Source organism: Alistipes sp. cv1 (genome assembly GCF_900240235.1).
GTDB classification, from domain to species: Bacteria; Bacteroidota; Bacteroidia; order Bacteroidales; family Rikenellaceae; genus Alistipes_A; species Alistipes_A hominis.
On sequence record NZ_OEPW01000002.1, the window covers coordinates 278,158 to 299,352 of the forward strand.

At 55.7% G+C, this 21,195-nt stretch carries 18 protein-coding genes; 16 read left to right on the forward strand and 2 right to left on the reverse strand.

The window, feature by feature from the left end:
- The first annotated feature begins 110 nt into the window (after positions 1-110).
- Positions 111-1,094 carry an NAD-dependent epimerase/dehydratase family protein gene (locus tag C1A08_RS05560; protein WP_101571941.1) on the forward strand — a complete coding sequence of 328 codons (984 nt, stop codon included), beginning with the start codon at positions 111-113 and terminating at the stop codon, positions 1,092-1,094.
- Between the two features lie 55 nt (positions 1,095-1,149).
- On the opposite strand, the gene C1A08_RS05565 is transcribed toward C1A08_RS05560, so the two are convergent.
- Complete coding sequence (locus C1A08_RS05565; protein ID WP_101571943.1) at positions 1,150-3,201, reverse strand: prolyl oligopeptidase family serine peptidase; 2,052 nt, start codon at positions 3,199-3,201, stop codon at positions 1,150-1,152.
- Between the two features lie 117 nt (positions 3,202-3,318).
- On the opposite strand from C1A08_RS05565, the gene C1A08_RS05570 reads away from it, so the two are divergent.
- The 13 genes from C1A08_RS05570 (at position 3,319) to C1A08_RS05635 (ending at position 18,426) form a co-directional block, all read left to right on the forward strand.
- Entirely contained in the window at positions 3,319-4,140 is an 822-nt protein-coding gene (locus C1A08_RS05570; RefSeq protein WP_055202810.1) for a 2,3,4,5-tetrahydropyridine-2,6-dicarboxylate N-succinyltransferase, read from the forward strand.
- Positions 4,141-4,146: 6 nt separating this feature from the next.
- On the forward strand, positions 4,147-4,926 hold the full coding sequence (locus tag C1A08_RS05575) for a biotin--[acetyl-CoA-carboxylase] ligase (RefSeq protein ID WP_101571945.1): 780 nt from the start codon (positions 4,147-4,149) through the stop codon (positions 4,924-4,926).
- A gap of 64 nt (positions 4,927-4,990) precedes the next feature.
- Positions 4,991-5,479 carry an RNA polymerase sigma factor gene (locus C1A08_RS05580; protein ID WP_055202814.1) on the forward strand — a complete coding sequence of 163 codons (489 nt, stop codon included), beginning with the start codon at positions 4,991-4,993 and terminating at the stop codon, positions 5,477-5,479.
- Positions 5,479-6,318, forward strand: coding sequence for a hypothetical protein (locus tag C1A08_RS05585; protein ID WP_101571947.1), 840 nt, complete (start codon positions 5,479-5,481; stop codon positions 6,316-6,318). The genes C1A08_RS05580 and C1A08_RS05585 overlap by 1 nt, the downstream gene beginning before the upstream one ends.
- Positions 6,311-7,153, forward strand: a complete 843-nt coding sequence (locus C1A08_RS05590) for an outer membrane beta-barrel protein (RefSeq protein WP_055202818.1) — start codon at positions 6,311-6,313, stop codon at positions 7,151-7,153. The genes C1A08_RS05585 and C1A08_RS05590 overlap by 8 nt, the downstream gene beginning before the upstream one ends.
- Before the next feature lie 305 nt (positions 7,154-7,458).
- Positions 7,459-8,337 carry a deoxyribose-phosphate aldolase gene (gene deoC, locus C1A08_RS05595; protein WP_055202822.1) on the forward strand — a complete coding sequence of 293 codons (879 nt, stop codon included), beginning with the start codon at positions 7,459-7,461 and terminating at the stop codon, positions 8,335-8,337.
- 224 nt (positions 8,338-8,561) lie between these two features.
- Positions 8,562-9,926 carry a citrate/2-methylcitrate synthase gene (locus tag C1A08_RS05600; RefSeq protein ID WP_055202824.1) on the forward strand — a complete coding sequence of 455 codons (1,365 nt, stop codon included), beginning with the start codon at positions 8,562-8,564 and terminating at the stop codon, positions 9,924-9,926.
- A gap of 150 nt (positions 9,927-10,076) precedes the next feature.
- Positions 10,077-11,744 carry a hypothetical protein gene (locus C1A08_RS05605; RefSeq protein ID WP_101571949.1) on the forward strand — a complete coding sequence of 556 codons (1,668 nt, stop codon included), beginning with the start codon at positions 10,077-10,079 and terminating at the stop codon, positions 11,742-11,744.
- Complete coding sequence (locus C1A08_RS05610; RefSeq protein WP_055202826.1) at positions 11,741-13,015, forward strand: GDSL-type esterase/lipase family protein; 1,275 nt, start codon at positions 11,741-11,743, stop codon at positions 13,013-13,015. Before C1A08_RS05605 ends, C1A08_RS05610 begins: the two co-directional genes overlap by 4 nt.
- Positions 13,016-13,164: 149 nt before the next feature.
- Positions 13,165-14,664, forward strand: coding sequence for an MBOAT family O-acyltransferase (locus C1A08_RS05620; protein WP_101571953.1), 1,500 nt, complete (start codon positions 13,165-13,167; stop codon positions 14,662-14,664).
- 71 nt (positions 14,665-14,735) lie between these two features.
- A complete protein-coding gene (locus C1A08_RS05625) occupies positions 14,736-15,338 on the forward strand; it encodes a phosphatase PAP2 family protein (protein WP_101571955.1) in 603 nt (200 codons plus the stop codon).
- Complete coding sequence (locus C1A08_RS05630) at positions 15,335-16,051, forward strand: methyltransferase family protein (RefSeq protein ID WP_101571957.1); 717 nt, start codon at positions 15,335-15,337, stop codon at positions 16,049-16,051. Before C1A08_RS05625 ends, C1A08_RS05630 begins: the two co-directional genes overlap by 4 nt.
- A gap of 50 nt (positions 16,052-16,101) precedes the next feature.
- On the forward strand, positions 16,102-18,426 hold the full coding sequence (locus tag C1A08_RS05635) for a glycosyl hydrolase (RefSeq protein ID WP_101571959.1): 2,325 nt from the start codon (positions 16,102-16,104) through the stop codon (positions 18,424-18,426).
- An 80-nt stretch (positions 18,427-18,506) separates the two neighbouring features.
- Here the strand turns inward: C1A08_RS05635 and C1A08_RS05640 are convergent, their stop codons facing one another.
- Positions 18,507-19,517 (reverse strand): aspartate-semialdehyde dehydrogenase, encoded by a 1,011-nt coding sequence (locus C1A08_RS05640; RefSeq protein WP_101571961.1) that lies wholly within the window; start codon positions 19,515-19,517, stop codon positions 18,507-18,509.
- 356 nt (positions 19,518-19,873) lie between these two features.
- Between C1A08_RS05640 and C1A08_RS05645 the strand changes: the two genes are divergently transcribed.
- Positions 19,874-20,206 carry a 6-bladed beta-propeller gene (locus tag C1A08_RS05645; RefSeq protein WP_101571963.1) on the forward strand — a complete coding sequence of 111 codons (333 nt, stop codon included), beginning with the start codon at positions 19,874-19,876 and terminating at the stop codon, positions 20,204-20,206.
- Positions 20,207-20,262: 56 nt separating this feature from the next.
- A complete protein-coding gene (locus C1A08_RS05650) occupies positions 20,263-21,075 on the forward strand; it encodes a 6-bladed beta-propeller (protein WP_257937051.1) in 813 nt (270 codons plus the stop codon).
- Positions 21,076-21,195 lie beyond the last annotated feature (120 nt).

A 21,195-nucleotide genomic window follows, 5' to 3' on the forward strand; every position in this document is an offset into this window, starting at 1 on the left:
GTACAACAACATATTGCATTACAAACGTCTGCCGAACGGCCATCTTCGCAAATCCTCAAAATCTCTTGGAACGGTTCTTGCTTAATCCGTTTTAAACATTTTATGCAATCATGAAAAAAAAGATACTCGTTACCGGCGGAGCCGGTTTCATCGGCAGCCACCTGTGCGAACGTCTGCTGGCGGACGGGCACGAAGTGGTCGCGGTGGACAATTTCGTCACGGGCAACCGCCAGAACGTGGAACACCTGCTGCACAACCCGCAGTTCCACCTGATCCGGCACGACATCACATTCCCCTATTTCGAAGAGGTCGACTGCATCTACAACCTGGCCTGCCCGTCGGCGCCGGTCTATTACATGCACGATCCGGTGATGGCGCTGAAAACCTCGCTCGTCGGATCGATCAACGTGCTCGAAGTGGCCAAGCGGATGCGGGCCCGCATCGTACACGCCTCCTCCTCGAAAGTATACGGCCTGATCCAGTCGGGCCCCGTCCCGGAAGAGTTCCGCGGCAACGTGAACCCGGTCGGCGAACACAGCGCTTACGAAGAGGGCAAACGCGCCGCAGAATCGCTTTTTACGGCCTACCACAACCAGTACGGCGTCGACACGCGGATCGCCCGGCTGTTCAACGTTTACGGCCCGCGTATGGCGTTGAACGACGGCAAAGTGATCTCCGGATTTATCCGCAACGCCCTTTACGGCGAAAACATCACGATCCGCGGCAACGGAACGCAGACGCGCTGCTTCCTGTACATCGACGACGCGGTCGAAGCGTTGGTACGGATGATGGGAACCGACGGCAACCTGTCGAAACCGATCAACATCGGCGGAATCGACCCGATGCGAATCGACGCATTGGCCGAAGACGTGGTGAACCTGACCGGCAGCTCGTCTAAAACGGTGCGCTTGAACCTAACGGCCGATTCCGTCCAGCATGCGATCCCCGACATCCGCTATGCCCGCCAGAGGCTGGGCTGGGAACCGCTGGTGCCGATCGAAGAAGGATTGGTACGCACGATCAAATATTTCAAAAACGCGATGAAGTCCGAGAAAAAACCGTTCCCGTTCATGAGCTGGGTCGAAATGATGTAGGATTTCGATACGAACGACAACGGGGAGTTCCGGCGACGATACCGGAACTCCCCGTTCATTTTACCTCCGTACCGGTATTCCGGAACAGGAAAACGAGCACATCCGCCTGTTCGTCGATCCTTTTCGCGGTGGGCTTGCCGAGGCCATGCCCGGCGGCGGTATCGATCCGGATCAGCACCGGCCGGTCGCATCCCTGCGCGGCCTGCAACGTCGCGGCGAACTTGAACGAGTGCGCCGGCACCACCCGGTCGTCGTGATCGGCGGTCGTGACCAGCGTAGCCGGATAACACGTCCCCGGCCGGATATTGTGCAACGGCGAATAACGGTACAGGTATTCGAAATCGGCCGGGCGGTCGCTGCTGCCGTACTCCACGACCCAGCCCCAACCGACGGTAAACTTATGGTAGCGCAACATGTCCATCACGCCGACGGCCGGAAGCGCCACGGCAAAGAGGTCGGGCCGCTGCACCATGCAGGCGCCGACGAGCAGGCCGCCGTTCGAACCGCCGGCGATCGCCAACTTATGCGGAGCGGTGTATTTCCGGTCGATCAAGTATTCGGCGGCCGCGATAAAGTCGTCGAACACGTTCTGCTTAGCGGAAAGCATACCCGCCCGGTGCCACCGTTCCCCGAACTCGCCGCCGCCGCGCAGGTTCGCCACCGCATAAATGCCGCCCTGCTCCATCAACAGCACCGCCAACGGCGAGAAACCCGGCGTCAGATTGATGTTGAAACCGCCGTATCCGTACAGGTAAACGGGATTCTCTCCGTTCCGTTCCAGCTCTTTGCGGTGCGCCAGGAACATCGGAACGCGCGTTCCGTCCCGGCTCTCGTATTCGTGCCGTTCGACGACGAATTCCTCCGGGGAAAACTTCACCGGCGAAATCCGGTACGGCTCGGAAGCCCCGGTCGCCGGATCGTAGCGGTAAACGGCCGGCGGTTGCGTGAACGAAGCGTAAGCATAAAATATCTCGGACGGAACGTCTCCGCCGCTGAAACCGGTTACCGTCCCAATGCCGGGCAACCGCACCTCCCGCACCGGCCGGCCTCCCAGGTCGTACTGCACGACGGCGCTGTGCGCGCGATCGAGGTAATGCGCGAACAACGCCCCGCCGGCCACGGACGCCGCGACCAACTGCCGATCGGATGCGGCCAACAGTTCGGTGATCTCCGGATAACCGGCGCTGAAATCCACCTGCAACAGCCGACCGTTCGGCGCTCCCTGGTTCGTATGGAAAATCGCCCGGTCGTCTTGCGCATAAACCAGCGCATAATCGCCGGTAAACCCGAAGAACAGCTTGCGAAACGTCCGGTCGTGCCGCGAAAGGTCGCGGTACAGCACTTCGTTGCCGCAGGTTCCCTCGGCGACCGTAACGAAGAGCTGCCGGTCGTCCCGGCTAACCGCCGCAGTCAGGTAGCGCAGCGGATGCTCTTCGTCGCAATATATCGTGCGGTCGGCCGACTGATCGGTCCCGATCCGGTGAAAAAACACTTTTTGAGAGTGGTTGCAGGCCGACAGCGCCTTTTCCGGAGCCGGCCGGTCGTACCCGCTGTAATAAAACCCGTCTCCGCTCCATACGGCTCCGGAGAATTTGACCCAACGGATGCGGTCGGGCAGCAGGTCTCCCGTAGCGAGCTCCTTTATGCGAAGCTCCACCCAATCCGAACCCGATTCGGCCGCCGAAAAAGCCATGTAACGATTATCCCGCGAGAACGACACGCCGGTCAGCGCGACCGTACCTTCTTCCGACAGCGTATTCGGATCGAGGAATACCTCGGGGCCCTTCCCGTCCCGCTGCCGGTACAAAACGCTTTGGTTCCGCAACCCGTCGTTTTCAAAGAAAAAACGGGAATCGCCGTGGCGTTCCGGAATCCCGTACTTCGGATAATCCCACAATTCGGCCAGCCGGGCGGCGATCCGGTCGCGTTCCGGAAACTGCGACAGGTAGCGGCGGGTCACTTCGTTCTCGGCCGCCACCCAGCGGACGGTTTCGTCCGAACGGTCGTCTTCGAGCCAGCGGTAGGGATCGGCCACTTCGGTTCCGAAATAATCGTCCGTCGTATCGTCCCGCCGGGCAACGGGATAGGTCAGTTCTATCGTTCTCATATCTGAATCGTTCCGCCGTCCGCCCCAAGGGACGGGCAGTGCACAAAAATAGGGATTGTTTCCCGGAATCCGACAGATTTTTTTAACTTTGCGATCATACCTTAACGGAGAACGGATATGTGCGAAGAATTGAAAAAAACGGTAGAAAAAGCTTGGGATAACCGGGAATTGCTCGGCGACGAGCGCGTCAAACAGGCGATCCGCGACGCGATCGACCTGCTCGACAAAGGAAAGCTGCGGACGGCGGAACCGCTCGCCGACGGAACGTGGCAGGTGAACGAATGGGTCAAAAAAGCGGTCATCCTCTACTTCCCGATCCAGCAGATCGAAGTGATCGAAGCCGGCCCGCTGGAGTTTCACGACAAACTGAAACTGAAAACCGGATACCGCGAACTGGGCGTCCGCGTCGTACCGCAGGCTACGGCCCGTTACGGAGCCTACCTGGCCCCCGGCGTAATCATGATGCCGTCGTACGTCAACATCGGCGCTTACGTCGATGAAGGGACGATGGTCGATACGTGGGTGACCGTGGGTTCGTGCGCCCAGATCGGCAAACGCGTCCACCTGAGCGGCGGCGTAGGGATCGGCGGCGTGCTGGAACCCGTACAGGCGGCCCCGGTGATTATCGAGGACAACTGTTTCGTCGGCAGCCGCTGCATCGTCGTCGAAGGGGCCCATATCTGCCGCGAAGCGGTGCTCGGCGCCAACGTGGTGATTACCGGTTCGACCAAGATCATCGACGTGACGGGTCGGGAACCGAAAATTTACAAAGGGTACGTTCCGCCCCGCTCGGTCGTAATCCCCGGTTCGTACACGAAGCAGTTCCCCGCCGGAACTTACCAGGTTCCGTGCGCGCTGATCATCGGGCAGCGCAAAGCCTCGACCGACCTGAAAACGACGCTGAACGACGCCCTGCGGGAATTCAATGTATCCGTATAACCGATCATGGGAATAAAACAGGAACTCGAACGATTCGCCGGGCAGGTCGGATTCACGCTCGCCTACCTCGACGAAACGACGTCGACGAACGACGTCGCCCGCGACCCGCGCTACGACGCCGGAGCGGTCGTCATCGCCGAACGGCAAAGCCGCGGACGCGGACAGCGCGGGAACAGTTGGAGCAGCTCCGCCGGAGCGAACCTGACTTTCTCGGTCGTACTGTGCCCCGGATTCCTGGAAGCCGCGCAGCAATTTTACCTGTCGAAAGCCGTATCGCTGGCCGTATGCGACACGGTGGAAAGCTTCGGCGTCCGGCCGCAGGTCAAATGGCCGAACGACATCTACATCGACGGACGGAAAGTGGCCGGCATTTTGATCGAAAACGATTTGGCGGGAAATTTTCTTTCCCGTTCGGTCGTGGGAATCGGGATCAACGTCAACCAAACCGAATTCGATCCGGCCTTGCCGAATCCGACATCGCTCGCAGTCGCCGCGGGCCGGAAGCTGGACAGGGCGGAAGTTTTTAGACTATTTTACGAAAAAATGAGTTTCCGCTACGGGCAGTTGCAGCAACAACGGTACGCGGCGATGGATACGGACTACGCCGCCAGGCTTTACCGCCTCGGCGAGACGCATTCGTTTGTGGACGGACGGACGAAAGTCCGTTTCGAGGGGACGATCTGCGGCGTTCTTCCGACCGGCGAATTGGAGGTCAGACACCGCGACGGACAAATGCACCGGTATCTCTTCAAGGAGATCGAATACACGATTACGGGAATCGGCTGATTTAACGCGGAACGACTGTAACTTTTGCGCTGAAAATACGTTGTAATGACAAATACCGGACTTAATGACAGTTTCTGAATACGATAAATGTGTCAGACAATATTCCGATAATTTATACCGTTTCATACTGAAATCATTACGCAATGACGAGCAGGCGAAAGATATTGTCCAGGAGAGTTTTCTGAGATTGTGGGAAAACCGGGAAGCCGTCATCGAAGGAAAAGAGAAGTCCTATCTTTTTACCATAGCGTACCGGCTGATCGTAGATCATGTTCGTCTCGAAAAGCGTTACACCGGCGACGAAACCTTGCTGAAAAACCGACACTCCCCGGCGGAAAGAGAATATAACAACGCACGGGAAATGCTCGAACGCTATTTGAACGAACTCCCGCCGATGCAGAAATCCTTGATCCTGTTGCGGGATTACGAAGGATACAGCTACCGGGAGATGGCGGAAATGACCCATCTGACCGAAGCGCAGGTGAAAGTCTACATTTTCAGGGCGCGGGTGGCATTGAAAAAGAACATTGGAGACATAAATAATATTTTGTAATGAAAATCGGTCCGGATAACTACCAGGAATGGGCCTTGGATTACATCGAAGGTAATCTGAGCAGGGAGGAGCGCGCCTCGTTCGAATCCTTCCTTACCCGGCATGCGGACATAGCCCGCGAAATCGCGTCTTTGCAGGACGACATGCCGGTAATGGTCGCCGAACAGATCGTTTACCCCGACAAACGCTCCCTGTTGCGGGGAGGAAAAACAATGAGCTTCGGCCGGATCACGTCGTTTCTGGGCGGAGCGGCGGCGGCATCGCTGCTGATCGGACTGTTTACGCTGGTCGACAGCCATTCGTCGCAGAAGGAGCAGTTGCTCGCCGACCGGGCGAAAGAGGTTTTCCGCGAAGAGCTTCCGGCCGAACAGGACGAATGGACCGCTTCGGAAAGCGCGGGCGGCAGCGAAGAGAAACAAGACATCCCGCAACTGGCCGCCGCCGTACCGCAACGAGCCGCGTCCGGCAACCGCATCGCCCTCCGGACCAACGTCCCGACAACGTCCCGGACGAACGCCCAGGCCGTACAGCCCGAGCGCATTCAGCCGTTGTCGGAGCTGATCGGCAGCGAACCGCAACTGATCGCGCCGACGAGCGAACCGATCGCCCTGGCGGCGCTCAAGACCGGCGCGGAAATCTCCGGAACTCCGGGCGCAAAGACGCAGGCCGGCGCGGAAAAGAGCGCCGAACCCAAAAAATTCAACCTGATTTCGCTGTTCGCCCCGTTCGATCCGATCATTCCGATCAAAACTTACCGAACCGAAAACGAACACGGAATCGAAATTGCATCCATCCTACGGATCGGCAACAAAATACAAAAAACGGAAGCTCATGATTAAAAAAGCGCTACTCTCGACGCTGTTCATCGGTTATATCATCTGTCCGGCACAGGCGCAAAACACGGATACCGTCTCCCAGAAACGCGAAACGTTCGTCCTGGAAGAGGGACGCCCCGACAGATCGAAAAGCAGATCGAACCAAAGCAAGCTCGTCGTCGCGGTCAATAACTTTTCCCAAAAATCGAACTCGGATCGTCACAGCAAACTGCTGTGGAACGACGGCCACTGGGCCGGGATCGGCATCCATTACAGCGGCCTGATCACCAACCTCGGAGACATGCAGCTTCCGGACGACGCGCAATACCTGTCCCAAAGCGCCAAATCGATCGGAGTCACGCTGAATCCAATCGACTATACGCTACTGAAAAGCAGGCACGTAGGCTTGCTGACCGGGATCGGCGTCGAATTCAATAATTTCCGTTTCGACAACAACATCGCGCTGAAACAGGAAAACGGCGTCACCGTCCCCGACTATCAATACGAAGAACAACACATCCGGTTGAGCAAATCGAAACTATACACCTGCTACCTGAATGTTCCGCTACTGGTCGAATTCCAGATGGGGCGCCGCAACGACTTCTTTATCAACGCCGGCATGGTCGGCGGATGGCGAATGGGGACGCACTCCAAAATCAAAGCCTCCGACCCGCGGCTGAGCGGCAAATTCAAGAACCACAGCAATTTCGGACTGCGTAATTTCCATTACGGCTACACCCTCAACATCGGCTACAACCATTTCGCCATCTCGGCGACATATTACCGCTCCACGCTCTTCAAAGACGGCAAAGGCCCCCGGGTTCAGCAGATCAACGTCGGGCTGTCGTTTATTTTGTAATCGCCGCGCGGCCGTTCGTTTTTCGCGCCGCAATTTTGCTCGAAACGGCGGAAACGACCGTTTTCATACCCGTTTACGTACGCCGGACCGCTCCGCATCGAACGGCCCGACTTTATTTCTCCGTACCGCAAATTATCCTGCCGGTCCGGAAAATCTTACCGTTCTTCGGAAATTCCGTCGGAAAGCCGCCCCGTCCTTTCGACCCGGCGGAATGCGGCCAAACCGATTCCTCCCCCCCGGAAACTATTGAAAAATCGCCGGAAAATGCGTATCTTTGCAAAGGAAACCTTTTAACCGCCCCGAAGATGGAATACAGCAATAATCTGAAAAAGTTCGGCGCCGGACTCCCGGCCGGACAGGTCGATAAAATCGTTGCCGGTATCCGTCCCCTCGCGGAAAAGAACCGGAATACGGAGGTCTATAAACGCTGTTTCGGTTTCATCGACCTGACTTCGCTGAACAGCACCGATTCGCACGAGCGGATCGAACGGTTCGTCACGAAAGCCGTCGAATTTCCGAATCGTTTCTCCGGAATCCCGGGCGTCGCATCGGTATGTATCTACCCGGCTTTCGTCGAAACGGCAGGCCTGGTTATCAGCGACTCCAAAATGGCGATCACCAGCGTAACGGGAGGATTCCCCGCTTCGCAGACTTACTTGGAGGTCAAAATGCTCGAAACGGCGATGGCCGTCGAGAACGGCGCCGACGAAATCGACGTCGTTATCAGCATCGGAGAGTTTCTCAACGGCGAATACGACCTGATGGGCAACGAAATCGAAACGCTCCGCAAGGAGATCGGCGACGAGATCACCCTGAAAGTGATCCTCGAATCGGGCATCCTGGCCGAGCCGGAACTGATCCACCGGGCCGCCGTGATCGCCATGCTCGCCGGAGCCGATTTCATCAAAACCTCGACCGGCAAGGCTTCGGTCGCCGCGACTCCCGAAGCGGCGGTAGTAATGTGCGAAGCCATCAGGCTGTTCGCCGCACAGACCGGACGCAAGGTGGGATTCAAAGCGGCCGGAGGAATTTCGACCCCGGAAGACGCTGCGCTTTACTACACGATCGTACAGGAAATCCTGGGCGAGGAGTGGCTTACGCCGGAACGTTTCCGGATCGGCGCCAGCTCGCTGGCGAACAACCTGCTCTCGGCCATCGAGGGCAATCCCGTACACTATTTTTAACACCGGACGACCATTTTTCCGACGCCGGTTTTACGGGCAAACTGCGGGTTCTCCAGACCGGAGGACATCCCTGTAACTACTTGTGGCTTGTTCCCGTATCGGCTACCTCGACCCCGGATCGGGAAAAAATCCGAAAAGAACGACCGGATCGTTTCCGGCGATAGTAAATTACAAAAATTTTTTATAAATTGCGAGGCTTGAACTGATAATAAAGGAGGATAAAGATGGAAAAGGAATGCATAATCAGCAGATTGTCGGAATCGATTAAAACGACCAGCCGTATTGATAACGAACTTTTTACCGAATACAACGTAAAACGGGGACTTCGCAACGAAGATCATTCCGGAGTGCTGGTCGGGTTGACTAAAATCGGAAACGTGGTAGGTTACGAAAAATTGCCCGAAGGAGGACTCAAAGCGATCCCGGGACGGCTGATCTACCGCGGCATCGACGTCGAAGACCTGGTTCGGGGCATTCTGGCCGAAAAACGGTTCGGCTTCGAAGAAACCGCATTCCTATTGCTATCCGGCTACCTTCCCGACAAAGAAGAACTGGCCGCTTTCAGCAACATGGTGCACCAGTGCATGCCGCTGACCCAGAAGACCAAAATGAACATCCTCGACCTGGAGGGCCAGAACATCATGAATATCCTGGCCCGCAGCGTATTGGAGATGTACACCTTCGACGAAAACCCCGACGACACTTCGCGGAACAACCTGATGCGCCAGTCGGTGGACCTGATCTCGAAGTTCCCGACCATCATCGCTTACGCGTACAACATCATGCGCCACAGCAACCAGGGACGTTCGCTGCACATTCGTTTCCCGAAAGAGAACCTTTCGGTCGCGGAGAATTTTCTGTACATGCTGAAAGGAGGTTATACCGCTCTGGATGCCCGGACGCTGGATCTGGCCCTCATGCTCCATGCCGAACACGGCGGCGGCAACAACTCCACGTTTACGGTCCGCGTGACCAGTTCGTCGGGCACCGATACCTACTCTTCGATCGCCGCGGCGATCGGGTCGCTGAAAGGGCCGCTGCACGGCGGAGCCAACCTCGCGGTCGTGAGCATGTTCAACCACCTGAAAGAAAATATCCGCAACTGGAAAAGCGTCTCCGAAATAGACGACTACCTGCAGAAAATGCTACGCAAAGAGGTATACGACAAATGCGGGCTGATCTACGGCATCGGACACGCCGTTTATACGATCTCCGACCCCCGCGCGCTGCTGCTGAAGGAGATGGCCCGCGATCTGGCCCGGGAGAAAGGCCGCGAAGAGGAGTTCGCTTTCCTCGAACTGCTCGAAGAGCGCGCCGTCGAAAACTTCATGAATTTCAAAGGAAACAAAGTAAATAAAAGAGTTTGCGCGAACGTCGACTTCTATTCCGGATTCGTTTACGAAATGATCGGGCTCCCGAGCGAAGTCTTCACCCCGCTGTTCGCCATGAGCCGCATCACCGGATGGGCCGCGCACCGGATCGAAGAACTGAACTTCGACAGCAAACGGATCATTCGCCCGGCCTACCGGAACGTCGGACCCGAAAAGAAATTCATTCCGATGGAAAAAAGAGGGCAGGCAAAAGCCTAAGCGCAAAAACCTCACTCTGACAACCGAAAGCGGCCTGTCGGGCCGCTTTTTGCTTTTACGGCGGATCGGGCCGAAAGAAAAAGGGAAATCGTATAGGGCCGTACGAATGATTTTTATTAACTTCGCAACGGGTTTTGAACCTTCGCGTCTATGAATCGAAAACAAGATTATACGGGTCGGAGCTTTCTGATCACCGTTTTTGTCATCCTCTTTCTGCTGGGCATATCCCGGATTCCGAAAGTCACCTTCGGCAAAACGACCTTGAAAAAGATCAATATCCTGTCCGATCTGATCCAGGACGAACACGAACCGATTCCGGAAACCAATCTCTATTTCGACACTACCTTTCTGGCGGAAGGAGAAGCGCTCGAGGCCGAAGCACGGGCGGCGGCAGATTCGCAGGCAGAAAAACAAACGGCACAGACGAACGCACGGACGGTTCAGGCAACGGTTCCCCATACCCGGGACGATTCCCGACACGAGTCATCCGCAGAGGTGCAGCGCGGCGACAGCGCGGCGGAGCAACCTCCCGCACCGGTCGTCGAACGGATCGGATTCCTCGAAGATTTCGGAACGGACGGCCCGTCGATGCTCCATTTCTACGACGCTCTGTTGAAAAAAGAGGGCAAACGCCCGGTACGGATCGCGGTGCTGGGCGATTCGTTCATCGAAGGAGATATCATCACGGCCGACATCCGGGAACAACTGCAAGATCTGTACGGCGGCGGGGGCGTAGGATTCGTGCCGTTTTCGTCGCCGATCGCCCAGTTCCGGGGAACGGTGCGCCACACGTTCGACGGCTGGACGACGCTGGACGTAAAAAACGCCCGGCAGGCCCCCGAAGAGTACCGAGATAAATTTTTCGTATCGGGCAGCCTGTGCATCCCCGACGAAAGCGCTTCGGTGCAAATGAAAGGCGTCATGTTCCGCAAGCACATCGACCGCGCGTCGGTCGCCCGGCTGATCTTTACGAACCGCGAACGAACGACGATCCATGTAACGATCAACGATACGATCCATAAAGTCTACAACCCCGAACCGGGCCCGGAAGTCCAGCAGATCGACATCCACACCCCGATCCGTTCGCTCGAAGTCCGGATCGCCAATCCGGCGGGATTCATCGGTTACGGGATCGTTTTCGAAAACAAAAACGGCGTCAGTCTCGACAACTATTCGATCCGGGGCAACAGCGGACTAGCCCTGTTCGGAACCAACGCCGCAGTCAACGCGCGAATCGGCGCCATGCGCGGGTACGACCTGATTATCCTGCAATACGGCCTGAACGTCATGTCGGCCGACGTCCTGCATTACGGCTCCTATGAAAAGGCTTTCATAAAGGTAATCAATTACATGAAACGCTGTTTCCCGAACAGCAGCATACTGGTCATGGGCGTCTGCGACCGCAGTACGCAACGCGACGGGGAATTCGTCACGATGCCCGCCGTGCGGGGAATGATCGAAGCGCAGCGGAACGCCGCCCGGGAAACGGGCGTCGCATTCTGGAACACTTTCGAAGCGATGGGAGGCGAAAACAGCATGGTCGAGTTCGTCCGCAAGAACTGGGCGGCGAAAGACTACACCCACCTGGGTTACGCCGGCGGAAAATTCATCGCCGGGAAACTGGTCGGGAACTGGATGCAGGGAGTCGAAGCGGAGCAGCAGCGCCGGGACCGGATCGAAGAGGAACGCCGGAAAAACGAGATGCTGCATTACAACCGGAACGATACGATCCCCGGAACCATCGAAACGGAGACGGAAACGGATTCAGACGCGGACGCAGATACGACCTTCACGACAAACGAATTCGCACAACCATGATCCTCAAAGGAATACCATACCTGCAAACAATCCTGACTTTGCTGCTGTGCGGCACGGCGTTTACCGCGCGCGCGCAGGCGGATTCCGCCGAGCCGGCCGACTCTTGTTATCCGGAAATCATCTGTCCCGACTCGAACCGCCTCGGCGGTAACGTCGCAGCGCTCGAACCCCTTTTCCAAAAACTGGAGGCACTCGAAAAAAAGGATACGACAGCCGTGATCTCGATCCTGCAAATCGGCGATTCGCATATCCAGGCCGGATTTTTCCCCAACGAAGTGCGTGAAAACCTCCAACGCGAATTCGGCAATGCGGGGCGCGGCCTGATCGTCCCGCTGAAGCTGGCCGGAACGAACGAACCGCCGGATTACGCGATCACCTCGCCGAACAGTTGGAACCGCAGCAACTGCATCACGCGCGCCGCAACCGAAGAACCGGGCATGTCGGGCATGTCGATCGTTACCTACGACCGCCATATCGAACTGGATATCAAAACCAAGGAACCGTTCGACCGCATCTGGGCATTCCACCACCGCGAAGCGCCGCTGCTCACGGTTCCCGATTCGCTGTCCGACGGGATTTGCTGTCCCGCCCTAGACAACGACGAAATGACGCTGATCCCGCTGAGCCGGCCGGTCGAACAGATCAGGTTGTGCGCTTCGGTCGCGGACTCGTCGTTCGCCCATTCGGCTTTTTACGGTTTTTCCCTCGAAAACGGTCGCAGCGGAGTCCTGTACCACAGTTTCGGCATCAACGGCAACACCTACGCCGCCATTAACCGCAACCCGCAGATCGTCCGCCAGGCATCCGGACTGTGCCCCGATCTGGTAATCGTCTCGCTCGGCACGAACGACAGCTACGGCGCGTCTTTCGATCCGGCCGACGCGGACGTTCAGATCACCCGGCTGATCGACTCGATCCGCCGGAACATGCCCGCTTCCGTTCTGCTGCTGACCACTCCGATGGAACACTGCAGACGGATACGTTCCAAAGGCCGCACCTACCGGAAACCCAACCCGAACGCCTGCGCCATGCGGGAATGCATTCTGCGGCAGGCGGCGCTGTACCGGCTGCCGGTCTGGGATTTCTACGCGGCAGCGGGCGGCGACGGAGCAATGGGCCGATGGGCCGATCTCGGAATAGCCAACGCCGACCGGGTGCACCTTTCGCGCGAAGGATACCGGCTGCAGGGAAAACTTTTCTACGACGCGATCATGAAAGCCTACGACCACTACCGCAAACATAACGGAGAACTCAAGATTCTGCTGAATTGATCCGCTCCCGAATCTTCGTTCCCGTCCGAATCCGGAAAACGATCGAAAAACTTTTCGTATTTCTTCCGCTCCGGTAGCGGTCGTAGAAAATAATATTAAATTTGCCCGCCGTTACCCGATGTTCCGGCGACCCAGAAAAAATCAGATATATGCCCGATGTTTCGTCCGTTTGCGACAAAATAACGGAAATACTCAGTTACGATCCGCTGCACCCGATCCTGTTTTCCAGCGGGCTGTTTCTGTTCCTGTTCGCCGGCTTCGCCTTTTTCTACCAATTCATGCGGCGGGCGGTCATGCTGCGGATGATCTATGTCGTGCTGTTTTCGCTCTATTTCTATTACAAAACCAGCGGACTGTTCCTGTTCCTGCTGGTCGGCATGTCGGTCTCGGACTACGTCATCGGCCGCTTCCTGTGTGCCGCCCGGAAGCAATCGCTGCGCAAATGGCTCGTAGCGCTGAGCCTTACGATCGACATCGGCGTGCTGTGCTATTTCAAATACACGAACTTTTTCATCGGCCTGCTCAACGACGTTTCGGGACGCGACTGGCTCGATTTCCAAAACATTTTCCTGCCCGTAGGAATCTCGTTTTTCACGTTCCAGTCAATCAGCTACATCATCGACCTGTACAAACGGCGGATCGATCCGGCCGACCAGTGGATCGACTACCTGTTCTATCTGTCGTTCTTCCCGCAACTGGTAGCCGGCCCGATTGTCAAAGCGAGGGATTTCATGCCGCAAATCCGCCAGAAGCCGATCGTCGTAACGCGCGAAATGTTCGGCATGGGAATCTTCCTGATCATATCGGGTCTTTTCAAAAAAGCCATTATTTCGGACTACATCAGTTTGAATTTCGTCGACCGCATATTCGACAACCCGCTCCTATACAGCGGGTTCGAGAATTTGATGGGCGTATACGGCTACGCCCTGCAAATCTACTGCGACTTCTCGGGCTATTCGGACATGGCGATCGGACTGGCGCTGCTGCTGGGTTTCCGCTTCCCGAAGAACTTCGACTCGCCGTATAAATCGGCTACGATCACCGAATTCTGGCGCAGGTGGCACATTTCGCTGTCGAGCTGGTTGAAAGATTACCTTTACATTTCGCTGGGCGGCAACCGCAAGGGAAAAGCCCGCACCTACCTGAACCTGTTCCTGACGATGCTGATCGGCGGGCTGTGGCACGGCGCGGCGATCCGTTTCGTACTGTGGGGCGCATGGCACGGCGCGGCGCTGGCCGTGCACAAATGGACGGTGAACCGCTTCCCTTCGTTCAAAAAGACGGGCGCGGACATGGTTCCCTGGCGACGGGTAATCGGTATCATCGTCACGTTCCACGTCGTCTGTTTCGGCTGGATCATGTTCCGCGCACAGGACATGCACAGCGTCACGCTGATAACATCCCAGATATTCAACCATTTCAATGCCGCGCTGATCCCGCAGGTGGTTTCCGGTTACGGAACGATCTTCGGACTGATGGCCGTCGGGTTCCTGCTGCACCTGCTGCCCGAAGCGGCCGAAACCTGGGGAAAAAGGGTCGTTACCGCCGCCCCCGTACTGGCGCAGGCCGTCATCATCACCGTCCTGATCTGGGGAATCATGCAGATCAAATCGTCCGAAATCCAACCGTTCATCTACTTCCAATTTTAGGGTTTCCGCACCGGATGTTTGACCGGAACGGATTTTAATCGTATTTTTGGGGATCAAAACGATCCGCACCTATGGTTTGGCAATCCCTTCTGGATATCGACAAGCAACTGCTGCTGGCCCTCAACGGGGACGGCGGAGCGGGCTGGGATACTTTTTTTTACATCATTTCGGCCCGGCTGACCTGGGTTCCGCTTTATGCGGCGATCCTGTACGCGGTCTGGAAACAGTGGGGCTGGCGCCGCCTGCTGTGGGTAGCGGTCGTGCTCGGCCTGTGCGTCGGAGCGGCCGACCAGATCTGCAATTTCTTCAAACACTTCACGCCGAAATTCCGGCCGACCCATACGCCCGACATCGAAGCCTTCGTCCATACCGTGCGGGGTTACCGCGGCGGACTGTACGGCACGGTATCGGCCCATGCGGCGATCAGCTTCGCGATCGCGCTGTTCACCGCCCGGCTGTTCCGAAAAAGGTGGTATACGGTCGCTATCTTCGGATGGGCGCTGCTGCTCGCTTACAGCCGCATTTACCTCGGCGTCCATTACCCGATGGACATTCTGCTGGGGACGGCTCTCGGCCTCGGTCTCGGAGCCGGCGCGTTCGCGCTGTTCGGCCGGCTAATGAAACGGGGCGAAACGCCCCCGGAACGAACCGAAAACATTTCTTCCGATAAATGACGCTTTCAGAACGATACACCATTTTCCGTTACCGCCTCTGGCGTGCGCGGCGAAAACTGCCGCTGGTGCTGATCCCCGCCGGATGGATCGCCCTGTGGATCGCAGTGCCGTTCTCCGTTTACGACGGAATCGTCTATGCGGCGCTCTGCATCGCCTGCTCGCTGTGGGGATTCCTGATCCGCGCCCGCGCGCTCGGAACATCGGCTCCGCTGGCGCGAAAAAATGCCGAAACGGCCGAAAACGGCCCTGCCGTCTTCCCGACCGAGGGCATCTATGCCCGAATGCGGTATCCGCTCTATACGGGCAACTTTCTGGTCTGGTTCGGCTTTATCCTGTTCGTGGGCGTCAACTGGTTTATCGTCGCCGCGACAGCCGCATACGTCGCCTGCTACCTGATCGTCCTGAGCCGCGAAGAGGAACTGATGTTGCACAAGTACGGCGAAGATTTCCGCATCTGGTGCAAACAGACCCCCGCGCTGATCCCGAACCGCAGAGGCAAACGGTACCGGACGCGAAAATTCTCGTTTCTGGCCATTCTGCGCGGCGATTTCCGTAATTTCTGGGGAATGGCACTGCTATTCCTGCTGACGGCCATTCTGAAACGGCGCATGATTACCTTTTCGTGGAACGATTCGTGGCAGATAGCGTTGGCCGCCGCCGCCGCGTTGCTGCTGTTTCTGGTCGGAAGCCTGATCCGCCGGAAAAAATTTTAATATCTTACACATATCTTTATATTTGTAAGCGTTCGTTAATCATTCTGCAAATGAAAAAAACATTCCGAAAACTGCTCATATACGGGACGGTGCTCGCCGTATGCGGATGCCGCGGAGCCGGTCAGCGCGAAACCTGGGAAAAAGAGTTCGCCGACCCGTCGGACATCTACCGTCCGCAGCCGTTCTGGCACATCAACGGCACGCTGACCACCGAAGGAATCCGCAAACAACTGAGCGACGCCATCCAGGGAGACGGATTCGGCGGCGTGGCCGTCCTTCCGCTGAACCCGGGAGGCATGTGGGGCAATCAGGGCATCTGTCCCGGCACGACGCCCGTTTACCTGTCGGAAGGCTATTTCAACCGCTACCGGGACATTCTGGAATGTTCGGCCGAACAGGGAGCGCAGGTGATCCTGTACGACGACGTCGATTTCCCGAGCGGAACCGCCGGCGGCAAACTGGGCGAACAATTCCCGCAGTACACCCGCAAGAGGCTTTGTAAAACCGAAGAAGAGGCAATCGGACCGAAGAACGTAAAAATCGCCGTTCCGCTCCGGGACTCGTTCATGGGGGCCGCAGCGATGAACACGCTGACGCTCGAACGGATCGATCTCGGCGAATTCGTAACCGACAGCACGCTGGAATGGCAGGTACCGGAAGGAACATGGAAAATCATGTCGTTCGCGATGGAAAACCACGTAGACAACCACGTGGACTACATGGAGCCGAAGGCTGTCAAAGAGTTCATGAAAATGACCTACGACCAGTATGCCGAACGTTTCGAACCCTATTTCGGGAATACGATCACGAAAACGTTTTTCGACGACGTGGGCTATTACGGCATCGAGAATTACTGGAATCCGGAGCTTTCCGGCCTGTTCGAAAAACGCTATGGAAAAAAGGCGGCTCTGTATTACCCGGCCCTGTGGTACGATATCGGTCCGGAAACCGATGCGGCACGGGTCGCCTTGTTCGGACTGCGCGCCGAGGCGATGGGCGACGGTTTCCCGCTTTGCGTAGCCGAATGGTGCGACCGCTACGGGTTGCAAAGCATGGGACACCCGCCCGGAAATTACGAGCCGACGACCGTCGATATGTACGGAGACCCATTCAAATTTTACCGGCACGTCCACATTCCGCTGATGGACGCCATCCACGGCTATCCGTACGGGCGTCCCGGCTTCAAACTGATCAGCTCGGCTGCCGACGCATTCGACAAACAACTCGTCGGCGCCGAAATTTACGGGAATTATTCGGATCGGGAGACCGATTCGGCCATGCTGTACCGGGTTGCGATGGAAGTCATGGCGCGGGGCGTCAACTTCCTGGTTCCGCACGGGATGTGGTACGAACCGGATACGGTCAAGATCCCGCCGCTGATCGCGCATTACAATCCGCGGCTGGCCCCGGCCCTGCCCGGATACAACGATTTCGCCGGCCGGAGCACGTTCCTGCTGCAAGGCGGTCGCCGGGTGGCCGACATCGCGCTGCTCTTCCCGATTCAGTCGCTCGAAGCGTGGTACGCCTGGGAAACCGGACGCCCCCGGTGCGGAAAAGACGTGCCTCCCGGCACCGACTACAACCGGATCGGCGATCTGCTGACCGGGCAGATCCGACGGGACTTTACTTTCCTGCATCCGGAAGACTTCGTCACGGACAAATACCAGATCGGCAACGGACAAATCAAGCTGAACACGCCGTCCACCGGACAGACGTACAAACTGCTTATCATGCCCTCCGGAAAAGTGCTCTCGGTGGAAACCTTACGGAAAATACGGGATTACTACCGAAGCGGCGGAAAAATACTGGCGACCAACCTGTTGCCGTCCAGATCCGCCGAATTCGGGCAGGACGCAGAAGCGGTCGCGCTGGTACGGGAGATTTTCGGCATCGACCCGGAGGCTCCGATGCCTGCCCGACAGGTCTCTTCTTCCAATGAAAACGGCGGAAAAACCATCTTCCTGCCGCAGGCCGAGTCGACCGCGCTGGCCGCAGCGATCGATTCGCTGTTGCCCGACCCGGACGTCCGGGTCGATCCGGTCGAAACGCTGGCCGCAGCCGGCCTGCCGGGACAGCCGCTGTTGGGCGTAGAACGGTTCCGCGACCTGCCGGCCGACGAACTCGGTATGTTCTCATATATCCACAAGCAGAAAGAGGGACAGGATATCTACCTGTTCGCCAACTCGACCGACAAACCGGTCGACACGCAGGTGAGCCTGAAAGGAAAGCTGAAACTCGAAAAGTGGAACCCGCATACCGGCACGATCGGGAAATGGGAAGATGTCGAATACGACAGACATGCCGACGGCACGATCTATACCCGGATTCGCCTTACGCTCGAACCGGTCAGTGCCGTTTTCGCCATCGGAAAATAGTACGCACGATTCCAAAAAACGGGCATGAACTTAGGTTCATGCCCGTTTCCTATTCATACCTTCCCGTTCCCGGGAAATCCTTATTTCACATGTCCCTCCTTTACGAGGTATTCGGCGATCTGCACGGCATTCAGCGCCGCGCCTTTGCGAATCTGGTCGCTGACGCACCAGAACGTAAGTCCGTTCGGATCGGCCAGATCCTTGCGGATACGCCCCACGTACACGGCGTCCACACCGGCCAACGGCAGCGGCATCGGATAAACTTTTTCTCCCGGTTCGTCCATCAGCACCACCCCTTCTGCGCCCGCGAACGCCTTGCGCGCCTCTTCGACGGATACGGGCCGTTCGGTCTCGAGCCAGATCGACTCGGAGTGGGCGCGCATTACCGGAACGCGCACGCAGGTCGCACTGACCTTCACGTCCGAATGCATGATCTTACGCGTCTCGTTGAACATCTTCATCTCCTCTTTGGTATAACCGTTGTCGGTAAAGACATCCACCTGAGGGATAACATTGAAAGCCAATTGAAATGCGAATTTTTCGACGGTCGGTTCTTCGCCGCGCACCAACTGGGCGTGCTGTTCGGCCAGTTCGGCCATCGCGCTCGCTCCGGCGCCGCTGGCGGACTGGTAAGTCGATACGTGCACCCGGCGGATATGGGACAGATTCTCGATCGCCTTGAGCGCCACGACCATCTGGATCGTCGTACAGTTCGGGTTGGCGATGATCCGGCGGGGGGGATTGACCGCATCGGTCGGATTCACTTCGGGAACCACCAGCGGCACATTTTCATCCATCCGGAATGCGCTCGAATTGTCGATCATCAGCGTCCCGAATTTGGTGATCGTCTCGGCAAACTCTTTCGACGTACCGGCTCCGGCCGACGCAAAAGCGATATCGACCCCTTTGAAATCGTCATTATGGGCCAGCAGACGCACGGTCAACTCCTTGCCCCGGAACGTATATTTACGGCCCGCACTGCGTTCGGAACCGAACAATAACAATTCGTCGATCGGAAATTCCCGTTGTTCCAGCACCCGGAGAAATTCCTGGCCTACGGCGCCGCTTGCGCCAACAATCGCAACTTTCATAATTTTAAAGACTTTTAAACAGGAAACCTTCCCGCGGGGAAAGCTCTTTATTAAAAACGTTTCTATCTATTGTTTCGGCAAAAATAATGACTTTTTTTCGTAAAAGCCTTCTGTTTGCGACAAAGGTAACAGGTTTTATTTTAAAATAAACTATTTGTTAAATTTTTATTCTATTTGTTTTATTTACATATTTTCGAAACATCTTCCATTAAAAATCATAAGACGGAATACCGACAGGGATTACCTTTAAGTTTCGCTGCCGAGATACGAAGCAAACCGATCCGTGAATTTTTCTGAAAAGATTTTATTTCATAACTTTGGAATACGAGACGCCCGATCGACCATCCGGTAAAAACATGACCCGAACGCTGTTTGTTATTTTTTCAGGTGCAATCCTGTTGTCGGCCTGCCACCGGAATCGTCCGGCGACCGGGCTAACCGTTCTGCATCCGCCGTTGCAAACGACAGAACACCTGCTACATCTTTCTGACATTGCGGATTCATTATCTTATATCAAACTGGCTACCGATACTTCGAACCTAATAGGAGTAATCGATAAAATAATCCCGTTGAAAGACCGTATTCTAATAGTGGATAAAGATATCACGCAAACGATTTACATCTTCGATAAATCGGGAAAGTTTATCCGTAAAATCAATAAAAAGGCCGAGGGCCCGGAGAATATTTGAGCTTGAACGACGTCGCCGTAGATGTTTCTAATAAAAGACTGATCGTTCACGACGATATGGCCCAGAAAATTTCCATATTCACTTATGAAGGAGAATTTATCGAAAAAATCAGACTGGATTTTATCACGACCTCGATCGCTTATTTGGGAAACAACCGACTGGCCTGCTATTGTGACTACATCAACAATCCGAATTACAGCATCCGTTCCAAATCTCCCAATCTGATTCTTTTCGACTTGCAAACCCGTAAAACTCAATCAAAATTATTTTTCAACAGCACAATCAACCGATTAGGAATTACGGGTCTTATCAACAATCTGTCCAGCACTTATTCGAACGATACGGTACACCTAATTATGCCGCTAAACGATACCGTTTACAGTATTTGTAACAATAAGGTTCAGCCGGAATATTACGTAGACCTCGGCGTTACCCCCCAAATGCGGGAACTACAACGGACGGCAAGTAGTAGTAAATCGGCTCAAGAAACCTCACAGGAAGATTCTAAGCCTCAATATCCGGTAATTTGCAACATGCTCGAAAGCGACAGCGTTGTTTATCTCTTTTACCGGCATAACAATAAAAGTTATTACGGATTTTACAATCCCCGGCGCAAAACATTTAAGGAAGGAGTCCGCATTTGGGAAAAAAACACCGATAACCGGATTCCCGTCGTCAACGATCTGGACAAAACGATTCCGTTTATGCCTATGGCGACAGACGGTAAAAACTTCTATTATGTTATGGAATCTTTCTATTTCGATCATTTTCGAAACAGTGATAATCCTCAAATAGCGAACCTAAGCAAAACAATCACAGCAAACGACAATCCGGTCATCGTCGTAGCTCATATCAAGAATAATCCATGAAATTATATGTAACTCACGATATCCGATTAGGTATACTGGATAAAGAAAACGTTCCGTTTCTTTGTCTTATGAACAAAGATCTAAAAACGACTCAACTTTTCGTTCCGATCAAAGAAATAC

Excerpts from the sequence above, each read along its gene's own strand:
- C1A08_RS05610 (WP_055202826.1), top strand. The coding sequence starts at position 11,741 with ATGATCCTCAAAGGAATACCATACCTGCAAACAATCCTGACTTTGCTG.
- C1A08_RS05590 (WP_055202818.1), top strand. The coding sequence starts at position 6,311 with ATGATTAAAAAAGCGCTACTCTCGACGCTGTTCATCGGTTATATCATC.
- C1A08_RS05575 (WP_101571945.1), top strand. The coding sequence starts at position 4,147 with ATGGGAATAAAACAGGAACTCGAACGATTCGCCGGGCAGGTCGGATTC.
- C1A08_RS05605 (WP_101571949.1), top strand. The coding sequence starts at position 10,077 with ATGAATCGAAAACAAGATTATACGGGTCGGAGCTTTCTGATCACCGTT.
- C1A08_RS05600 (WP_055202824.1), top strand. The coding sequence starts at position 8,562 with ATGGAAAAGGAATGCATAATCAGCAGATTGTCGGAATCGATTAAAACG.
- C1A08_RS05640 (WP_101571961.1), bottom strand. The coding sequence starts at position 19,517 with ATGAAAGTTGCGATTGTTGGCGCAAGCGGCGCCGTAGGCCAGGAATTT.
- C1A08_RS05625 (WP_101571955.1), top strand. The coding sequence starts at position 14,736 with ATGGTTTGGCAATCCCTTCTGGATATCGACAAGCAACTGCTGCTGGCC.
- C1A08_RS05580 (WP_055202814.1), top strand. The coding sequence starts at position 4,991 with ATGACAGTTTCTGAATACGATAAATGTGTCAGACAATATTCCGATAAT.
- C1A08_RS05620 (WP_101571953.1), top strand. The coding sequence starts at position 13,165 with ATGCCCGATGTTTCGTCCGTTTGCGACAAAATAACGGAAATACTCAGT.
- C1A08_RS05650 (WP_257937051.1), top strand. The coding sequence starts at position 20,263 with ATGGCCCAGAAAATTTCCATATTCACTTATGAAGGAGAATTTATCGAA.
- C1A08_RS05560 (WP_101571941.1), top strand. The coding sequence starts at position 111 with ATGAAAAAAAAGATACTCGTTACCGGCGGAGCCGGTTTCATCGGCAGC.
- C1A08_RS05635 (WP_101571959.1), top strand. The coding sequence starts at position 16,102 with ATGAAAAAAACATTCCGAAAACTGCTCATATACGGGACGGTGCTCGCC.
- C1A08_RS05570 (WP_055202810.1), top strand. The coding sequence starts at position 3,319 with ATGTGCGAAGAATTGAAAAAAACGGTAGAAAAAGCTTGGGATAACCGG.
- C1A08_RS05585 (WP_101571947.1), top strand. The coding sequence starts at position 5,479 with ATGAAAATCGGTCCGGATAACTACCAGGAATGGGCCTTGGATTACATC.
- deoC (WP_055202822.1), top strand. The coding sequence starts at position 7,459 with ATGGAATACAGCAATAATCTGAAAAAGTTCGGCGCCGGACTCCCGGCC.
- C1A08_RS05630 (WP_101571957.1), top strand. The coding sequence starts at position 15,335 with ATGACGCTTTCAGAACGATACACCATTTTCCGTTACCGCCTCTGGCGT.
- C1A08_RS05565 (WP_101571943.1), bottom strand. The coding sequence starts at position 3,201 with ATGAGAACGATAGAACTGACCTATCCCGTTGCCCGGCGGGACGATACG.
- C1A08_RS05645 (WP_101571963.1), top strand. The coding sequence starts at position 19,874 with ATGACCCGAACGCTGTTTGTTATTTTTTCAGGTGCAATCCTGTTGTCG.